Origin of the sequence: Citrobacter sp. TBCS-15 (genome assembly GCF_005280815.1) — a bacterium.
In the GTDB taxonomy this organism is placed as follows: domain Bacteria; phylum Pseudomonadota; class Gammaproteobacteria; order Enterobacterales; family Enterobacteriaceae; genus Citrobacter; species Citrobacter werkmanii.
Map to the genome: position 1 here is coordinate 300,226 of NZ_SZWK01000018.1, position 14,854 is coordinate 315,079.

Below are 14,854 nucleotides of genomic sequence, written 5' to 3' on the forward strand. Positions count from 1 at the left end.
TATTGCAAAGGAGAACGCTATGTTGAAATCGCCCCTGTTCTGGAAAATCGTCACCTTAGGCGGCGCTATGCTGCTGTTGTTAATTCCCCTGACAATGGTCAGGCAGATAATCGTTGAGCGATCGGACTATCGCAATGATGTTGAAGATGCAATCCGCCAGAGCACCAGCGGACCGCAAAAGATGGTCGGCCCGTTGATTGCCATTCCGGTGACGGAACTTTATACCGAGCTGGAGGAGGGTAAAGAGGTCCAGCGTAAGCGCAACTATATCCATTTCTGGTTACCGGAATCGTTGGTCGTTGAGGGAAGCCAAAACGTTGAAGCGCGTAAAATTGGTATTTATGAAGGCCAGGTCTGGCATAACGATTTGGCGGTGAAAGCTGAGTTTAACGCTGAACGTTTGAGTGATTTAAACCATCCCAATGTCAGCCTGGGCAAACCGTTTATTGTGGTGGGCGTGGGTGATGCGCGTGGGATCGGCGTGGTGAAAGCCCCCCTGGTTAACGGCATGTCGCTGGCCGTTGAGCCTGGAACGGGGCTGGCTGGTCGTGCTCAGGGGATCCATATTCCGCTGCCCGACGCGAGCTGGACGGCGCAAAATCTCAGCATGGCGCTGTCGCTTAATTTGAGCGGCACCGGCGACTTTTCCGTCGTTCCGGTTGGCCGAAACAGTGAAATGACCTTAACCAGCAATTGGCCGCATCCCAACTTTCTTGGAGATTTTCTTCCGGCTAAGCGCGAAATCAGTGAGTCTGGATTCAATGCCCAGTGGCAAAGCAGTTGGTTTGCCAATAACCTCGGCGAACGCTTTGATGGTGAAAAGATTGGCTGGGAGGGAATGCCTGCATTTAGCGTTGCTGTCGCCACGCCTGCGGATCAATATCAACTGACGGACAGGGCGACAAAATATGCCATTTTGCTGATTGTGCTGACCTTTATGTCTTTTTTTGTCCTTGAAAGCATGACCAGCCTTCGACTGCACCCGATGCAGTACCTGCTGGTGGGATTATCGCTGGTGATGTTTTATCTGTTGCTGCTGGCGTTGTCAGAACACATTGGTTTTACCGCCGCGTGGATTACGGCCAGTCTGGTGGGGGCGTTGATGAACGGTGTGTATCTGCAGGCGATATTACAGGGTTGGCGCAAGAGTATTTTGTTCACCGTGGCGCTACTGGCGCTGGATGGCGTGATGTGGGTGTTGCTCCGTTCACAGGACAGCTCTTTACTGCTTGGCACCAGCGTACTGTTATTCGCGCTGTGTGGCGTGATGTTCCTGACGCGTCATCTTGACTGGCACTCACTGGCGCAGCCAAAACCAACGTCGAAAGCGCTTCCTGAGCCGCAACCCGATGAGAGTGACAAGTTTCGTATATGGAAATAGGTGAGCGGTGAAATGAAAAACGGCGCATAAAGCGCCGTTTTTGTACGTGTGAGGATCGAATTAATCCTGCAGGTCGCCGCAGAAACGGTAGCCTTCACCGTGGATGGTAGCGATGATTTCTGGCGTATCCGGCGTTGATTCGAAATGTTTACGAATGCGGCGGATAGTCACGTCAACGGTACGGTCATGTGGCTTCAGTTCGCGACCGGTCATTTTTTTCAGCAGTTCTGCGCGAGACTGGATTTTGCCAGGATTCTCACAGAAGTGAAGCATGGCGCGGAATTCGCTGCGTGGCAGTTTATACTGCTCGCCATCAGGACCAATCAGAGAGCGGCTGTTGATGTCCAGCTCCCAGCCATTGAACTTGTAGCTCTCGACGCTACGGCGTTCTTCGCTGACGGTACCCAGGTTCATGGTACGTGACAGCAGGTTACGAGCACGGATAGTCAGTTCGCGCGGGTTAAACGGCTTGGTGATGTAATCGTCGGCGCCGATTTCGAGGCCGAGAATTTTATCGACTTCGTTATCACGGCCCGTCAGGAACATCAGCGCAACGTTAGCTTGTTCGCGGAGTTCGCGCGCTAACAGGAGGCCATTTTTCCCAGGCAGATTGATATCCATAATCACAAGGTTGATGTCATATTCAGAGAGAATCTGATGCATTTCCGCGCCATCTGTCGCTTCGAATACATCATAGCCTTCTGCTTCGAAAATGCTTTTCAACGTGTTGCGTGTTACTAACTCGTCTTCAACGATAAGAATGTGCGGGGTCTGCATGTTTGCTACCTAAATTGCCAACTAAATCGAAACAGGAAGTACAAAAGTCCCTGACCTGCCTGATGCATGCCGTAAATTAACATGATCGGCGTAACATGACTAAAGTACGTAATTGCGTTCTTGATGCACTTTCCATCAACGTCAACAACATCATTAGCTTGGTCGTGGGTAGTTTCCCTCTGGACCCGACAGTGTCAAAAACGGCTGTCATCCTAACCATTTTAACAGCAACATAACAGGCTAAGACGTACCGGACACCCAATAAAACTACGCTTCGTTGACATATATCAAGTTCAATTGTAGCACGTTAACAGTTTGATGAAATCAACGCATCCAAATGTTTGCTTTCATCACAAAATTGCAATATTACAACTAGTTGCACGAGCTAATTAATAAATGTAATGAATCCAACCAATGCTATCCATTTTAAATTAAATTATCATGGATAAACAGCAGGATATGCAACTTCTGTTAACATAAAAAGCAATAGTACAGGTTGGAAATAGTTTAGCATTTTTTATTGTATGCGAAATCCTTTTTCAGTGATTTCTGTTAAAAATATGTAAATTCGCGCTGCGTAATATGTTGATGTGGGTCACATTATTACCTGCCGACTGGCTAAAAGAGTATCGAAATGCGTTTAACAATTATTCTGGTTGCCCCTGCCAGAGCGGAAAATATTGGTGCGGCTGCCCGCGCGATGAAGACCATGGGATTCACCCAATTGCGGATCGTGGACAGCGAGGCCCATCTGGAACCTGCAACGCGATGGGTTGCTCATGGATCGGGCGACATTATTGATAATATTAGTGTTTTTCCAACGCTAGCCGAAGCGCTGCACGACGTTGATTTTACCGTTGCGACCACGGCGCGTAGCCGGGCGAAGTTCCATTATTACGCCACACCGGTCGAACTCGTTCCTCTGTTGCAGGAAAAATCCGCGTGGATGGATCACGCCGCGCTGGTGTTTGGGCGCGAAGATTCCGGGCTGACCAACGAAGAATTAGCGCTGGCGGATATCCTTACCGGGGTACCAATGGTGGCTGACTACCCTTCACTCAATCTGGGGCAGGCGGTGATGGTGTATTGCTATCAATTAGCAGGTTTAATACAACAACCGGCCAAAAATAGTGAGGTGACGGATGAACTTCAGTTGCAGGCATTGCGTGCGCGCGTTTTACGTTTATTAGCCACGCTGAACGTTTCTGACGACATCAAACTCACCGACTGGCTGCAACAGCGAATGGGCTTATTAGGGCAGCGAGACACGGCAATGCTGCACCGTTTTTTACATGATATAGAAAAAAATATAACAAAATAAAATGCTGGTTAATGTTTTATCATTGGTTTTTTGTTTTGGTTTCAAGTGGGGAAGGCATACTGTATTGGTTGAAAGTAAAAGGGCAAGCAGTGGCTCATGAACAAGTTTCGGAATGTGATCAATTTAAAAATTTATTGACTTAGGTCAGCAGATACTTTAACCCTAAAAGAATACAAGACAGACAGATAATAATTACAGAGCACACAACATCATGAAACGCATCAGCATCACCATTACCACAACCATCACCATTACCACAGGTAACGGTGCGGGCTGACGCGTACAGGAAACACAAGAAAAAGCCCGCACCTAAACAGTGCGGGCTTTTTTTTCGACCAAAGGCAATGAGGTAAACCATGCGAGTGTTGAAGTTCGGCGGTACATCAGTGGCAAATGCAGAGCGCTTTCTGCGGGTTGCCGACATTCTGGAAAGCAATGCCAGACAGGGGCAGGTCGCGACCGTTCTCTCTGCCCCCGCCAAAATTACCAACCATCTGGTGGCGATGATTGAAAAGACCATCGGTGGTCAGGATGCTTTAGCCAATATCAGCGACGCCGAACGCATTTTCTCAGAGCTTTTAGTTGGTCTTGCCGCCGCACAGCCGGGTTTCCCGCTGGCTCCGCTCAAAGCCCTGGTGGAACAAGAATTTGCCCAGATTAAGCACGTCCTGCACGGTATCAGCCTGTTGGGGCAGTGCCCGGACAGCATCAATGCCGCGCTTATCTGCCGTGGCGAAAAAATGTCGATCGCCATCATGGCTGGCCTGCTGGAAGCGCGCGGGCACAACGTGACGGTCATCGACCCGGTTGAGAAGCTGCTGGCGGTAGGCCATTACCTCGAATCTACTGTTGATATCGCCGAGTCTACACGCCGCATTGCCGCCAGCCGTATTCCTGCGGACCATATGATTCTGATGGCCGGATTTACCGCCGGGAATGAAAAAGGTGAGTTAGTGGTGCTGGGGCGTAATGGCTCTGACTACTCTGCCGCCGTACTGGCCGCCTGTTTGCGTGCGGACTGTTGCGAGATCTGGACCGATGTCGACGGCGTATATACCTGCGATCCGCGTCAGGTACCCGACGCCCGACTGCTGAAGTCGATGTCTTATCAGGAAGCGATGGAGCTTTCTTACTTCGGCGCTAAAGTGCTACATCCGCGCACCATTACCCCCATTGCCCAGTTCCAGATCCCGTGCCTGATTAAAAATACCGGCAATCCGCAAGCGCCCGGTACGCTGATCGGTGCCAGCAGCGATGACGACGACTTGCCGGTAAAAGGTATTTCTAACCTCAATAACATGGCAATGTTTAGCGTCTCCGGCCCTGGAATGAAAGGTATGGTGGGCATGGCGGCGCGCGTTTTCGCCGCGATGTCGCGTGCAGGCATCTCGGTGGTGCTGATTACCCAATCCTCTTCTGAATACAGCATCAGCTTCTGTGTCCCGCAGGGCGACTGCGCGCGTGCGCAACGCGCCATGCAGGATGAATTCTATCTCGAACTGAAAGAAGGTCTGCTGGAGCCGCTGGCGGTGACTGAGCGTCTGGCTATCATCTCGGTGGTTGGCGACGGTATGCGCACGTTGCGCGGTATCTCGGCGAAATTCTTTGCCGCGCTGGCTCGCGCGAACATCAACATCGTGGCGATCGCCCAGGGGTCTTCTGAGCGTTCTATTTCGGTGGTAGTGAACAACGACGACGCCACTACCGGCGTACGCGTGACCCATCAGATGCTGTTCAATACCGATCAGGTGATTGAAGTGTTTGTGATTGGCGTCGGTGGCGTGGGCGGTGCGCTGCTGGAGCAGCTTAAACGTCAGCAAACCTGGCTGAAAAACAAGCATATCGATCTGCGCGTGTGCGGCGTGGCGAACTCGAAGGCCCTGCTGACCAACGTTCATGGTCTGAATCTGGAAAACTGGCAGTCTGAGCTGGAGTGTGCGAAAGAACCTTTCAACCTTGGGCGCTTAATTCGTCTGGTGAAAGAATATCATCTGCTCAATCCGGTGATCGTCGACTGTACCTCAAGCCAGGCGGTGGCGGATCAGTACGCCGACTTCCTGCGTGAAGGCTTTCATGTAGTCACCCCGAACAAAAAGGCCAATACGTCGTCGATGGATTACTACCATCAACTGCGTTTTGCTGCGGCGAAGTCGCGACGTAAATTCCTGTATGACACCAACGTGGGTGCGGGCTTACCGGTTATTGAAAACCTGCAAAATCTGCTCAGTGCAGGCGATGAACTGCAACGATTCTCTGGCATTCTTTCCGGTTCTCTGTCGTTTATTTTTGGCAAGCTGGATGAAGGCATGAGCTTCTCCCAGGCGACCACCATGGCGCGTGAGCTGGGTTATACCGAGCCCGATCCGCGTGACGATCTTTCCGGTACGGACGTGGCGCGTAAGCTGCTGATTCTGGCTCGTGAAACCGGGCGTGAGCTGGAGCTGTCTGACATTGTCATTGAGCCGGTTCTGCCAACAGAATTTGATGATTCCGGCGATGTTTCCACCTTTATGACGAAGTTGTCGCAACTGGATGATGACTTTGCCGCGCGGGTGGCGAAAGCTCGTGATGAGGGGAAAGTATTGCGCTATGTTGGCAATATTGAAGAGGATGGCATCTGTCGCGTGAAAATTGATGCAGTAGACGGCAACGATCCGCTGTTCAAAGTGAAAAACGGTGAAAACGCGTTGGCGTTTTATAGCCATTACTATCAGCCGTTACCGTTAGTGCTGCGCGGATACGGCGCGGGGAATGACGTAACCGCGGCGGGCGTATTTGCCGACCTGCTACGTACCCTTTCATGGAAGTTAGGAGTCTGACATGGTGAGAGTTTATGCCCCGGCTTCCAGTGCCAATATGAGCGTCGGGTTTGATGTGCTTGGGGCGGCGGTAACCCCCGTAGACGGTTCGCTATTGGGTGATGTGGTCTCTGTTGAGCCAGCCGACCAGTTCAGTCTGAATAATCTTGGGCGCTTTGCTGACAAACTGCCTTCTGAGCCGCGAGAAAATATCGTCTATCAGTGCTGGGAGCGATTCTGTCAGGAGCTGGGTAAAACCGTTCCGGTGGCGATGACGCTGGAAAAAAATATGCCGATTGGCTCCGGGTTAGGTTCCAGCGCCTGTTCCGTTGTGGCGGCGTTGGTCGCCATGAACGAGCACTGTGGGAAACCGCTCAACGACACGCGCCTGTTGGCGATCATGGGTGAGCTGGAAGGACGTATCTCCGGCAGTATTCATTACGATAATGTTGCCCCGTGCTTTTTGGGCGGTATGCAGTTAATGATCGAAGAAAACGGCATTATCAGCCAGCAGGTGCCAGGCTTTGATGAGTGGTTGTGGGTACTGGCGTATCCGGGGATTAAAGTATCGACGGCGGAAGCGCGGGCCATTTTACCTGCGCAGTATCGCCGTCAGGACTGTATCGCCCACGGGCGGCATCTGGCTGGGTTTATCCATGCCTGCTATTCCCGTCAGCCTCTTCTGGCCGCGAAGCTGATGAAAGATGTCATTGCTGAGCCGTATCGTACCCGCTTGCTGCCAGGCTTCAGCCAGGCGCGTCAGGCGGTAGCGGAAATCGGCGCGCTGGCCAGCGGGATCTCCGGGTCAGGGCCGACGCTGTTCGCCTTGTGCGATAAGCCGGATACGGCGCAGCGTGTCGCAGACTGGCTGGCTAAACATTATCTGCAAAATCAGGAAGGCTTTGTTCATATTTGCCGGTTGGACACGGCAGGCGCACGGGTACTGGGATAATCAATGAAACTCTATAATCTGAAAGATCATAACGAACAGGTCAGCTTTGCGCAGGCCGTCACGCAAGGGCTTGGCAAGAATCAGGGGTTGTTTTTTCCGCACGATCTGCCGGAATTCAATCTGACAGAAGTGGATGAGATGCTGAACCAGGACTTCGTTAGCCGCAGCGCTAAGATCCTTTCCGCATTTATTGGTGACGAGATCTCGCAGGAGATTCTGGAAGAGCGCGTGCGCGCGGCGTTTGCGTTCCCGGCGCCGGTTGCTCAGGTTGCAGCGGACATTGGCTGTCTGGAGCTGTTCCACGGCCCTACGCTGGCATTTAAAGACTTTGGCGGGCGCTTTATGGCGCAGATGCTGACGCACATCAGCGGCGACAAACCGGTAACGATTCTGACGGCGACCTCCGGCGATACCGGTGCCGCAGTGGCGCATGCGTTTTATGGCCTGCCGAACGTTCGTGTGGTGATCCTCTACCCGAACGGCAAGATCAGCCCATTACAGGAAAAACTGTTCTGTACGCTGGGCGGTAACATTGAAACCGTCGCTATTGATGGTGATTTTGATGCTTGCCAGGCGTTGGTGAAACAGGCGTTTGATGACGAAGAACTGAAGGTAGCGCTGGGGCTGAACTCGGCTAACTCAATCAATATCAGCCGTCTGCTGGCGCAAATCTGTTACTACTTTGAAGCTGTGGCTCAACTGCCGCAAGAATCGCGCAACCAGCTGGTTATTTCCGTTCCCAGCGGCAACTTTGGCGATCTGACCGCCGGATTGTTGGCGAAATCGCTGGGCTTGCCGGTGAAGCGTTTTATCGCGGCGACCAACGTTAACGATACAGTTCCACGCTTCCTTGCAGAAGGCGAGTGGGCGCCGAAGGCGACGCAGGCGACGTTATCCAACGCGATGGATGTCAGCCAGCCGAACAACTGGCCGCGTGTGGAAGAACTGTTCCGCCGTAAAATCTGGCGTCTGAATGAGCTGGGTTATGCCGCCGTTGACGATGCTACCACTCAGGATACGATGCGCGAGCTGCATGAAATGGGGTACACCTCAGAACCGCATGCGGCGGTGGCTTACCGTGCGCTGCGTGACCAGTTGAATCCTGGCGAGTATGGCTTGTTCCTCGGCACCGCGCATCCGGCGAAGTTTAAGGAAAGCGTTGAAGAGATTCTTGAGCTTACGCTGGCTCTGCCAAAAGAGCTGGCGGAGCGCGCGGATCTGCCGCTGCTCTCTCATCACCTGCCAGCGGATTTTTCTGCACTACGTAAGCTGATGATGACCCGCGGTTAACGGTGGTGCCCGCTGGCGTTTTGCTTAGCGGGCCAACAAAACCTGTAGGCCGGATAAGGCGTTAGCCGCCATCCGGCATGTACACTACTGCTCGTGGCGTTTAAACACCAGTTCGCCATTCCCTGACGCTTCTTCATCAAAGAAATAGCCTTCACTGTTAAATGCCGTCAGTTGCTCTGGCTGCGTTAAGCGATTTTCAATGATGTAGCGGCTCATCAGGCCACGCGCTTTTTTGGCATAAAAGCTGATGACTTTGAACTTACCGTTCTTCTCATCGAGGAAGACCGGTTTGATAAGTTCGGCGTTCAGCTTTTTCGGCTTCACGGATTTAAAATACTCATCCGAGGCGAGGTTAATCACCACGCTGTCACCTTGCGCTTCCAGTGCTTCGTTAAGTTTGTCGGTGATGGTATCACCCCAGAACTGGTAAAGATCTTTACCCTTTGGATTAGCCAGACGAATGCCCATCTCCAAACGGTAAGGCTGCATCAAATCCAGCGGACGCAACACGCCGTACAGCCCGGACAACATGCGTAAATGCTGCTGAGCGAAGTCAAAATCCGCTTCGCTGAAGGTTTCAGCCTGCAGCCCGGTATAGACGTCGCCTTTAAACGCCAGAATAGCCTGACGCGCATTCTCCGGTGTGAAATCGGGTTGCCAGTCATGGAAACGGGTGGCGTTCAGATCAGCCAGCTTGTCGCTAATTCCCATCAACTTGCCAATCTGCGGTGCGGAGAGTTGGCGCGCCACGTGAATAAGCTGCTGCGAGTGATCCAGCAGTTCAGGCAGCGTGTGGCGTGTGGTTGCCAGCGGACTTTGGTAGTCGAGCGTTTTTGCAGGTGAAATCAGAATCAGCATATCCAGTCCTTGCAGGAAATTTACTGCGACTTTAGCAAAAAAATGGACAGAATTGATCGATGGTTGCGATTGCCGCGCTAATCACGCGGCGTTTCATCCCAGCTTTCAGGCGCAAGCTGCTGTCTGATATCAGGATAACGGCGCGGATCAAATTCCGGGCGCACTCCGAGTTTACGCTGGCGTAGATAGTCGCTGGCGAGGGTATGGACAACCGGCGAGAGCAGTAAAATCGCCGTCAGGTTAGTGATAGCCATACAGGCCATGATGATGTCGGCAAGTTGCCAGAGCAGCGGGAAGCTGAGTAATGTGCCGCCGACAACGGTGCTCACGGTCGCGATACGTAATAGCCAAATTACCCGGATATTGTCCAGCTTCAGGAAAACAAGGTTGTTTTCCGCATAGATGTAGTTGGCGACGATAGAGCTAAAGGCAAACAGGATCACAATAAAGGCGACGAATCCGGCGCCCCATTCACCCGTCAGCGAGACCATCGCTCTCTGCAGCAACTGGATGCCTTCAATGGGCATGGAACTGGTGCCATTACCCGCCAGCAGAACGATCATCGCGCTGGCCGTACAGAGAATCAGCGTATCGCCTAAAACACCAATCATTTGCACAATGCCTTGTGCCGCAGGATGCGGAGGCCAGGAGGCAGCCGAGGCGGCGGCGTTCGGGGTTGAGCCCATTCCGGCCTCATTCGAGAACATACCGCGTTGAAAGCCGCTGGCAATGGCCTGGCTTAGCGTGTATCCGGCGGCGCCGGCGGCGGCTTCCTGCCAGCCAAAGGCGCTTTTAACGATGGTCATGATAATGTCGGGAAGCTGAGCGAAATGCCAAAGACAGATGACGAGGCTACAACCGACCCACAACAGAGCCATTACCGGAACAAACCATTGCATCAAACGGGCAACGCCTTTAATACCGCCGACGATGACCAGTAATGATGCGATAGCCAGGACGATACCGGAGAAGAGGGGAGGGATATCGAAGGCAAAAGCAAGTGCGCGCGAGACCGAGTTTGCCTGCACGCTGTTAAAAATCAGCCCATATGCGATGAGTAAAAAGATGGCAAAAAGCACGCCCATCCAGCGCATACCCAGCCCACGCGCCATATACCACGCAGGACCGCCACGAAACTGTCCCTTGCTATCGCGTTCTTTATACAGTTGCGCAAGTGAGCATTCGGCAAACGAGGTCGCCATACCAATGACTGCCGAGACCCACATCCAGAAAACGGCTCCCGCGCCGCCTGCGGCGATTGCCAACGCCACGCCCGCCAGATTTCCACTGCCGATCCGCGCGGCAAGACTGGTGCATAAAGCCTGAAAGGAGGTTAAACCGCCCGGTTGCGGGTTGATGCTGTTTTTAAGACTTCTGCCAAACTGGCGAATGTAGCGAAACTGGATGAACCCCGTGCGCCAGGTGAACCAACATCCTGCGCCAAGCAGGAGGTAGATCATCACCGATCCCCAGAGTATTTCATTAATAAATGCGAAAAAATCAGGCATTAACATCCCTCTTGTTGATGCCGGTAAGCGCGAATAATCCCATGTAAGCGCTACCAATTATCGACCAGTATATACCTTATAAGCAGATTGATTGCGGGAGTTTATCATAACAATAGGTATCCCCCTTAATTGCGCATCTCAGGCTTTGGGATGCGTAATCAGGGCTGAGCGGCAGGTAGGACAATCCAGGCGGTTGCGCTGAGAGTGCGTCGTGCTATCATCAGGGAAGATCGGTTACATCCCCCTAACAAGCTGTTTAAAGAGAATCGCTATCATGACGGACAAATTGACCTCCCTTCGTCAGTTCACCACAGTAGTGGCCGACACCGGAGACATCGCGGCAATGAAGCTGTATCAGCCTCAGGATGCCACAACTAACCCTTCTCTCATTCTTAACGCAGCGCAGATCCCGGAATACCGCAAGCTGATTGATGACGCTGTAGCCTGGGCTAAGCAGCAGAGCAACGACCGCGCGCAGCAGGTCGTCGACGCGACCGACAAACTGGCGGTAAACATCGGTCTGGAGATCCTGAAACTGGTCCCGGGTCGCATTTCCACAGAAGTTGACGCTCGCCTGTCCTACGACACCGACGCATCCATCGCGAAAGCAAAACGTCTGATTAAACTGTACAACGATGCTGGCATCAGCAACGATCGCATTCTGATCAAACTGGCTTCAACCTGGCAGGGCATCCGTGCTGCTGAGCAGCTGGAAAAAGAAGGCATCAACTGTAACCTGACCCTGCTGTTCTCCTTCGCGCAGGCGCGTGCATGTGCAGAAGCTGGCGTATACCTGATTTCTCCGTTCGTTGGTCGTATTCTTGACTGGTACAAAGCCAATACCGATAAGAAAGAGTATGCACCGGCAGAAGATCCGGGTGTGGTTTCCGTAACGGAAATCTACGAGTACTACAAACAGCACGGTTACGAAACCGTAGTTATGGGCGCGAGCTTCCGTAACATCGGCGAAATCATCGAGCTGGCGGGCTGCGATCGTCTGACGATTGCACCGGCTCTGCTGAAAGAGCTGGCGGAAAGCGAAGGTGCTATCGAACGTAAACTGTCCTTCTCTGGCGAAGTGAAAGCGCGTCCGGCACGTATCACAGAAGCTGAGTTCCTGTGGCAGCACAACCAGGATCCAATGGCTGTAGACAAACTGGCGGACGGTATCCGTAAGTTTGCTGTAGACCAGGGTAAACTGGAAAAAATGATCGGCGATCTGCTGTAATCATTTCGGCGTGGCCCTGACAGGGGTCACGCTACCTCTTCTGAAACCTGTCTGTCCTTCCTTTCGCAGTGTATCATTCTGTTTAACGAGACTGTTTAAATGGAATAATCATGAATACTTTACGCATTGGCCTGGTGTCCATTTCTGACCGTGCTTCCAGCGGCGTTTACCAGGATAAAGGTATCCCGGCCCTTGAAGAGTGGCTGGCATCAGCCCTTACGACCCCTTTTGAGCTGCAAACGCGGTTGATCCCGGATGAACAGGCGATCATCGAACAGACCTTATGCGAGCTGGTTGATGAAATGAGCTGTCATCTGGTGCTGACGACCGGCGGAACGGGTCCGGCACGTCGCGACGTAACGCCAGACGCTACGCTGGCCGTAGCTGACCGCCAGATGCCAGGTTTTGGTGAGCAAATGCGCCAGATAAGTCTGCACTTTGTGCCAACCGCAATCCTTTCCCGTCAGGTTGGGGTGATTCGCAAACAGGCGCTGATCCTGAATCTGCCTGGGCAGCCGAAGTCGATCAAAGAAACGCTGGAAGGCGTGAAAGATGCCGAGGGTAAGGTAATTGTGCCAGGTATCTTTGCAAGTGTACCGTATTGTATACAGCTGTTAGATGGGCCTTATGTCGAAACTGCACCGGCAGTTGTAGCATCTTTTCGCCCTAAAAGCGCAATACGCGATACAAACGCCTGAAAGTAGACTATTCGTGATATAAGTAACAATGAAGGTGGAGTATTGAATTGTTTACGATATAGTAATTTTTGCTTTACATATATCGACAGACATAATCAATTACTCCACTGACTCATGGTTTGCTATGTCACAACACACTCGACCGCTAAATCGCCAGGATTATAAAACCCTTACGCTTGCTGCTCTCGGCGGGGCGCTTGAGTTTTATGATTTCATTATCTTCGTCTTCTTTGCCGCTGTTGTTGGCGAACTTTTCTTCCCGGCAGATATCCCTGAATGGCTACGTCAGGTACAAACCTTCGGCATTTTTGCCGCCGGATACCTGGCGCGCCCATTGGGCGGCATCATTATGGCGCATTTTGGCGACCTGGTCGGGCGCAAGAAAATGTTTACCCTGAGCATTTTGCTGATGGCGATACCGACGCTGGCGATTGGTTTGTTGCCTACCTTTGCCTCAATGGGGATCCTCGCGCCGTTACTGTTATTGCTGATGCGCATTTTGCAGGGGGCTGCCATTGGGGGAGAAGTGCCGGGGGCGTGGGTGTTCGTGGCGGAACACGTACCGGAGCGTCGCATCGGCATTGCCTGTGGAACGCTGACCGCCGGGCTGACGGTGGGGATTCTGCTGGGTTCGGTGGTTGCAACGCTGGTGAACACCAGCCTGACGCAGCAAGCGGTGCATGACTACGGCTGGCGTATTCCTTTCCTGCTGGGCGGCGTGTTTGGGCTGGTGGCGATGTATCTGCGCCGCTGGCTGCAGGAAACGCCTATCTTCCTCGAAATGCAGCAGCGTAAAGCGTTGGCACAAGAGCTACCGGTGAAGTCGGTGGTGAGCAAACATAAAAAAGCGGTGGTCATTTCCATGCTGCTGACCTGGCTTTTATCGGCCGGGATTGTGGTGGTGATCCTGATGTCGCCAGTCTGGTTGCAAAAGCAGTATGGCTTTGCGCCAGCATTGACGTTACAAGCCAACAGCGTCGCGACCATTATGCTGTGCGTCGGTTGTCTGCTGGCCGGGTTTATTGTCGACCGGGTTGGCGCCAGCAAAACCTTTATTGTCGGTAGCCTGCTGCTGGCCTGTTCGAGCTGGTTTTTCTATCATCTGACCGGTAGCCATCCCCAGTATTTGTTCCTGTTGTATGGGCTGGTGGGCTTGTGCGTTGGCGTGGTGGGGGCTGTGCCTTATGTCATGGTACGAGCGTTTCCAGCGGAAGTCCGCTTTACCGGTATCTCGTTTTCTTACAACGTTTCGTACGCCATTTTTGGTGGTCTGACACCAATTGCCGTGACGATGTTAATGAGCGTGTCGCCAATGGCTCCAGCCTGGTATGTACTGGCGTTATCGCTGGTGGGATTAGGACTGGGGATTTGGCTGCGACAGGATATTTATCATCGCGATACCAGCGTGCAGGGAGAGTTACAGCGCTTGTAAGGAATATCCCCCCGTTCGGGGGGATAGCGTCAGATTAGTGTGTTTCACCAATCGGCAGGATGGTACGGCCAAACTGTTCGTTCAGCACTTCGCCCATCGCCAGGTAAATGGCGCTTGCGCCACACACTAAGCCAACCCAGCCAGCAACGTGGATGATCGCTTCGTTACCTGCAATGTTGCCCACGGCCAGCAGTGCGAACAGCACCGTCAGGCTCAGGAAGACAAATTGCAGCGCACGAGCAGCTTTCAGCGTGCCGAAGAACATGAACAGTGTGAACACGCCCCACAGACCCAGGTATACGCCCAGGAACTGACCATTGGTCGCATCCGCCAGGCCCATTTTCGGCATGATCAGGATCGCAACCAGCGTCAGCCAGAACGAGCCGTAGGAGGTAAAGGCGGTTAAACCGAAGGTGTTGCCTTTTTTATATTCCAGCAGCCCGGCAAAAATTTGCGCGATACCGCCGTAGAAAATGCCCATCGCCAGAATAATAACGTCAAAGGCGAAGAAACCCGCGTTATGCAGGTTAAGCAGAATGGTGGTCATGCCAAAGCCCATCAGGCCCAGCGGTGCCGGATTAGCCAACTTAGTGTTGCCCATAATTCCTCAA

At 52.7% G+C, this 14,854-nt stretch carries 14 protein-coding genes and 1 other annotated feature; of the genes, 10 read left to right on the forward strand and 4 right to left on the reverse strand.

Features of this window, described 5'->3' with window-relative positions:
• Positions 1 to 19 precede the first annotated feature (19 nt).
• The gene (gene creD, locus FDW96_RS01615) at positions 20 to 1,381 is read left to right on the forward strand and encodes a cell envelope integrity protein CreD (RefSeq protein ID WP_137365126.1); all 1,362 of its coding nucleotides are present in this window, start codon (positions 20 to 22) and stop codon (positions 1,379 to 1,381) included.
• A 60-nt stretch (positions 1,382 to 1,441) separates the two neighbouring features.
• On the opposite strand, the gene arcA is transcribed toward creD, so the two are convergent.
• The gene (gene arcA / locus FDW96_RS01620) at positions 1,442 to 2,158 is read right to left on the reverse strand and encodes a two-component system response regulator ArcA (RefSeq protein WP_001194359.1); all 717 of its coding nucleotides are present in this window, start codon (positions 2,156 to 2,158) and stop codon (positions 1,442 to 1,444) included.
• A 95-nt stretch (positions 2,159 to 2,253) separates the two neighbouring features.
• Here arcA and yjjY point away from each other — a divergent pair, with 95 nt between their 5' ends.
• The 6 genes from yjjY (at position 2,254) to thrC (ending at position 8,519) form a co-directional block, all read left to right on the forward strand.
• The gene (gene yjjY / locus FDW96_RS01625; protein ID WP_042998021.1) at positions 2,254 to 2,394 is read left to right on the forward strand and encodes a protein YjjY; all 141 of its coding nucleotides are present in this window, start codon (positions 2,254 to 2,256) and stop codon (positions 2,392 to 2,394) included.
• A gap of 398 nt (positions 2,395 to 2,792) precedes the next feature.
• Positions 2,793 to 3,479: a tRNA/rRNA methyltransferase gene (locus FDW96_RS01630; RefSeq protein WP_042312489.1), complete on the forward strand. Its 687-nt coding sequence runs from the start codon at positions 2,793 to 2,795 to the stop codon at positions 3,477 to 3,479.
• Between the two features lie 206 nt (positions 3,480 to 3,685).
• Positions 3,686 to 3,812: a sequence feature (Thr leader region), on the forward strand.
• The gene (thrL, locus tag FDW96_RS01635; RefSeq protein ID WP_032337689.1) at positions 3,691 to 3,756 is read left to right on the forward strand and encodes a thr operon leader peptide; all 66 of its coding nucleotides are present in this window, start codon (positions 3,691 to 3,693) and stop codon (positions 3,754 to 3,756) included. (Overlaps the previous feature by 66 nt.)
• A gap of 23 nt (positions 3,813 to 3,835) precedes the next feature.
• A complete protein-coding gene (gene thrA / locus FDW96_RS01640; RefSeq protein ID WP_137365127.1) occupies positions 3,836 to 6,298 on the forward strand; it encodes a bifunctional aspartate kinase/homoserine dehydrogenase I in 2,463 nt (820 codons plus the stop codon).
• Between the two features lies 1 nt (position 6,299).
• Complete coding sequence (gene thrB / locus FDW96_RS01645) at positions 6,300 to 7,229, forward strand: homoserine kinase (protein WP_038637046.1); 930 nt, start codon at positions 6,300 to 6,302, stop codon at positions 7,227 to 7,229.
• Between the two features lie 3 nt (positions 7,230 to 7,232).
• Positions 7,233 to 8,519 carry a threonine synthase gene (thrC, locus tag FDW96_RS01650; RefSeq protein WP_042312482.1) on the forward strand — a complete coding sequence of 429 codons (1,287 nt, stop codon included), beginning with the start codon at positions 7,233 to 7,235 and terminating at the stop codon, positions 8,517 to 8,519.
• 84 nt (positions 8,520 to 8,603) lie between these two features.
• On the opposite strand, the gene yaaA is transcribed toward thrC, so the two are convergent.
• Complete coding sequence (yaaA, locus tag FDW96_RS01655) at positions 8,604 to 9,377, reverse strand: peroxide stress protein YaaA (protein WP_042312480.1); 774 nt, start codon at positions 9,375 to 9,377, stop codon at positions 8,604 to 8,606.
• A 77-nt stretch (positions 9,378 to 9,454) separates the two neighbouring features.
• The gene (locus FDW96_RS01660; protein WP_061382884.1) at positions 9,455 to 10,885 is read right to left on the reverse strand and encodes a sodium:alanine symporter family protein; all 1,431 of its coding nucleotides are present in this window, start codon (positions 10,883 to 10,885) and stop codon (positions 9,455 to 9,457) included.
• A gap of 274 nt (positions 10,886 to 11,159) precedes the next feature.
• On the opposite strand from FDW96_RS01660, the gene tal reads away from it, so the two are divergent.
• The 3 genes from tal (at position 11,160) to FDW96_RS01675 (ending at position 14,243) form a co-directional block, all read left to right on the forward strand.
• A complete protein-coding gene (gene tal, locus FDW96_RS01665; RefSeq protein WP_005124064.1) occupies positions 11,160 to 12,113 on the forward strand; it encodes a transaldolase in 954 nt (317 codons plus the stop codon).
• Between the two features lie 110 nt (positions 12,114 to 12,223).
• The gene (gene mog / locus FDW96_RS01670; protein ID WP_038637056.1) at positions 12,224 to 12,811 is read left to right on the forward strand and encodes a molybdopterin adenylyltransferase; all 588 of its coding nucleotides are present in this window, start codon (positions 12,224 to 12,226) and stop codon (positions 12,809 to 12,811) included.
• Positions 12,812 to 12,935: 124 nt separating this feature from the next.
• Complete coding sequence (locus tag FDW96_RS01675) at positions 12,936 to 14,243, forward strand: MFS transporter (protein ID WP_137365128.1); 1,308 nt, start codon at positions 12,936 to 12,938, stop codon at positions 14,241 to 14,243.
• 34 nt (positions 14,244 to 14,277) lie between these two features.
• Here the strand turns inward: FDW96_RS01675 and satP are convergent, their stop codons facing one another.
• On the reverse strand, positions 14,278 to 14,844 hold the full coding sequence (gene satP, locus FDW96_RS01680) for an acetate uptake transporter (RefSeq protein WP_042312473.1): 567 nt from the start codon (positions 14,842 to 14,844) through the stop codon (positions 14,278 to 14,280).
• Positions 14,845 to 14,854 lie beyond the last annotated feature (10 nt).

Bases quoted from the DNA above. Each gene is read 5' to 3' on its own strand.
- thrA (WP_137365127.1), top strand. From the start codon at position 3,836: ATGCGAGTGTTGAAGTTCGGCGGTACATCAGTGGCAAATGCAGAGCGC.
- FDW96_RS01660 (WP_061382884.1), bottom strand. From the start codon at position 10,885: ATGCCTGATTTTTTCGCATTTATTAATGAAATACTCTGGGGATCGGTG.
- FDW96_RS01675 (WP_137365128.1), top strand. From the start codon at position 12,936: ATGTCACAACACACTCGACCGCTAAATCGCCAGGATTATAAAACCCTT.
- thrC (WP_042312482.1), top strand. From the start codon at position 7,233: ATGAAACTCTATAATCTGAAAGATCATAACGAACAGGTCAGCTTTGCG.
- tal (WP_005124064.1), top strand. From the start codon at position 11,160: ATGACGGACAAATTGACCTCCCTTCGTCAGTTCACCACAGTAGTGGCC.
- arcA (WP_001194359.1), bottom strand. From the start codon at position 2,158: ATGCAGACCCCGCACATTCTTATCGTTGAAGACGAGTTAGTAACACGC.
- mog (WP_038637056.1), top strand. From the start codon at position 12,224: ATGAATACTTTACGCATTGGCCTGGTGTCCATTTCTGACCGTGCTTCC.
- yjjY (WP_042998021.1), top strand. From the start codon at position 2,254: ATGACTAAAGTACGTAATTGCGTTCTTGATGCACTTTCCATCAACGTC.
- creD (WP_137365126.1), top strand. From the start codon at position 20: ATGTTGAAATCGCCCCTGTTCTGGAAAATCGTCACCTTAGGCGGCGCT.
- thrB (WP_038637046.1), top strand. From the start codon at position 6,300: ATGGTGAGAGTTTATGCCCCGGCTTCCAGTGCCAATATGAGCGTCGGG.
- yaaA (WP_042312480.1), bottom strand. From the start codon at position 9,377: ATGCTGATTCTGATTTCACCTGCAAAAACGCTCGACTACCAAAGTCCG.
- satP (WP_042312473.1), bottom strand. From the start codon at position 14,844: ATGGGCAACACTAAGTTGGCTAATCCGGCACCGCTGGGCCTGATGGGC.
- FDW96_RS01630 (WP_042312489.1), top strand. From the start codon at position 2,793: ATGCGTTTAACAATTATTCTGGTTGCCCCTGCCAGAGCGGAAAATATT.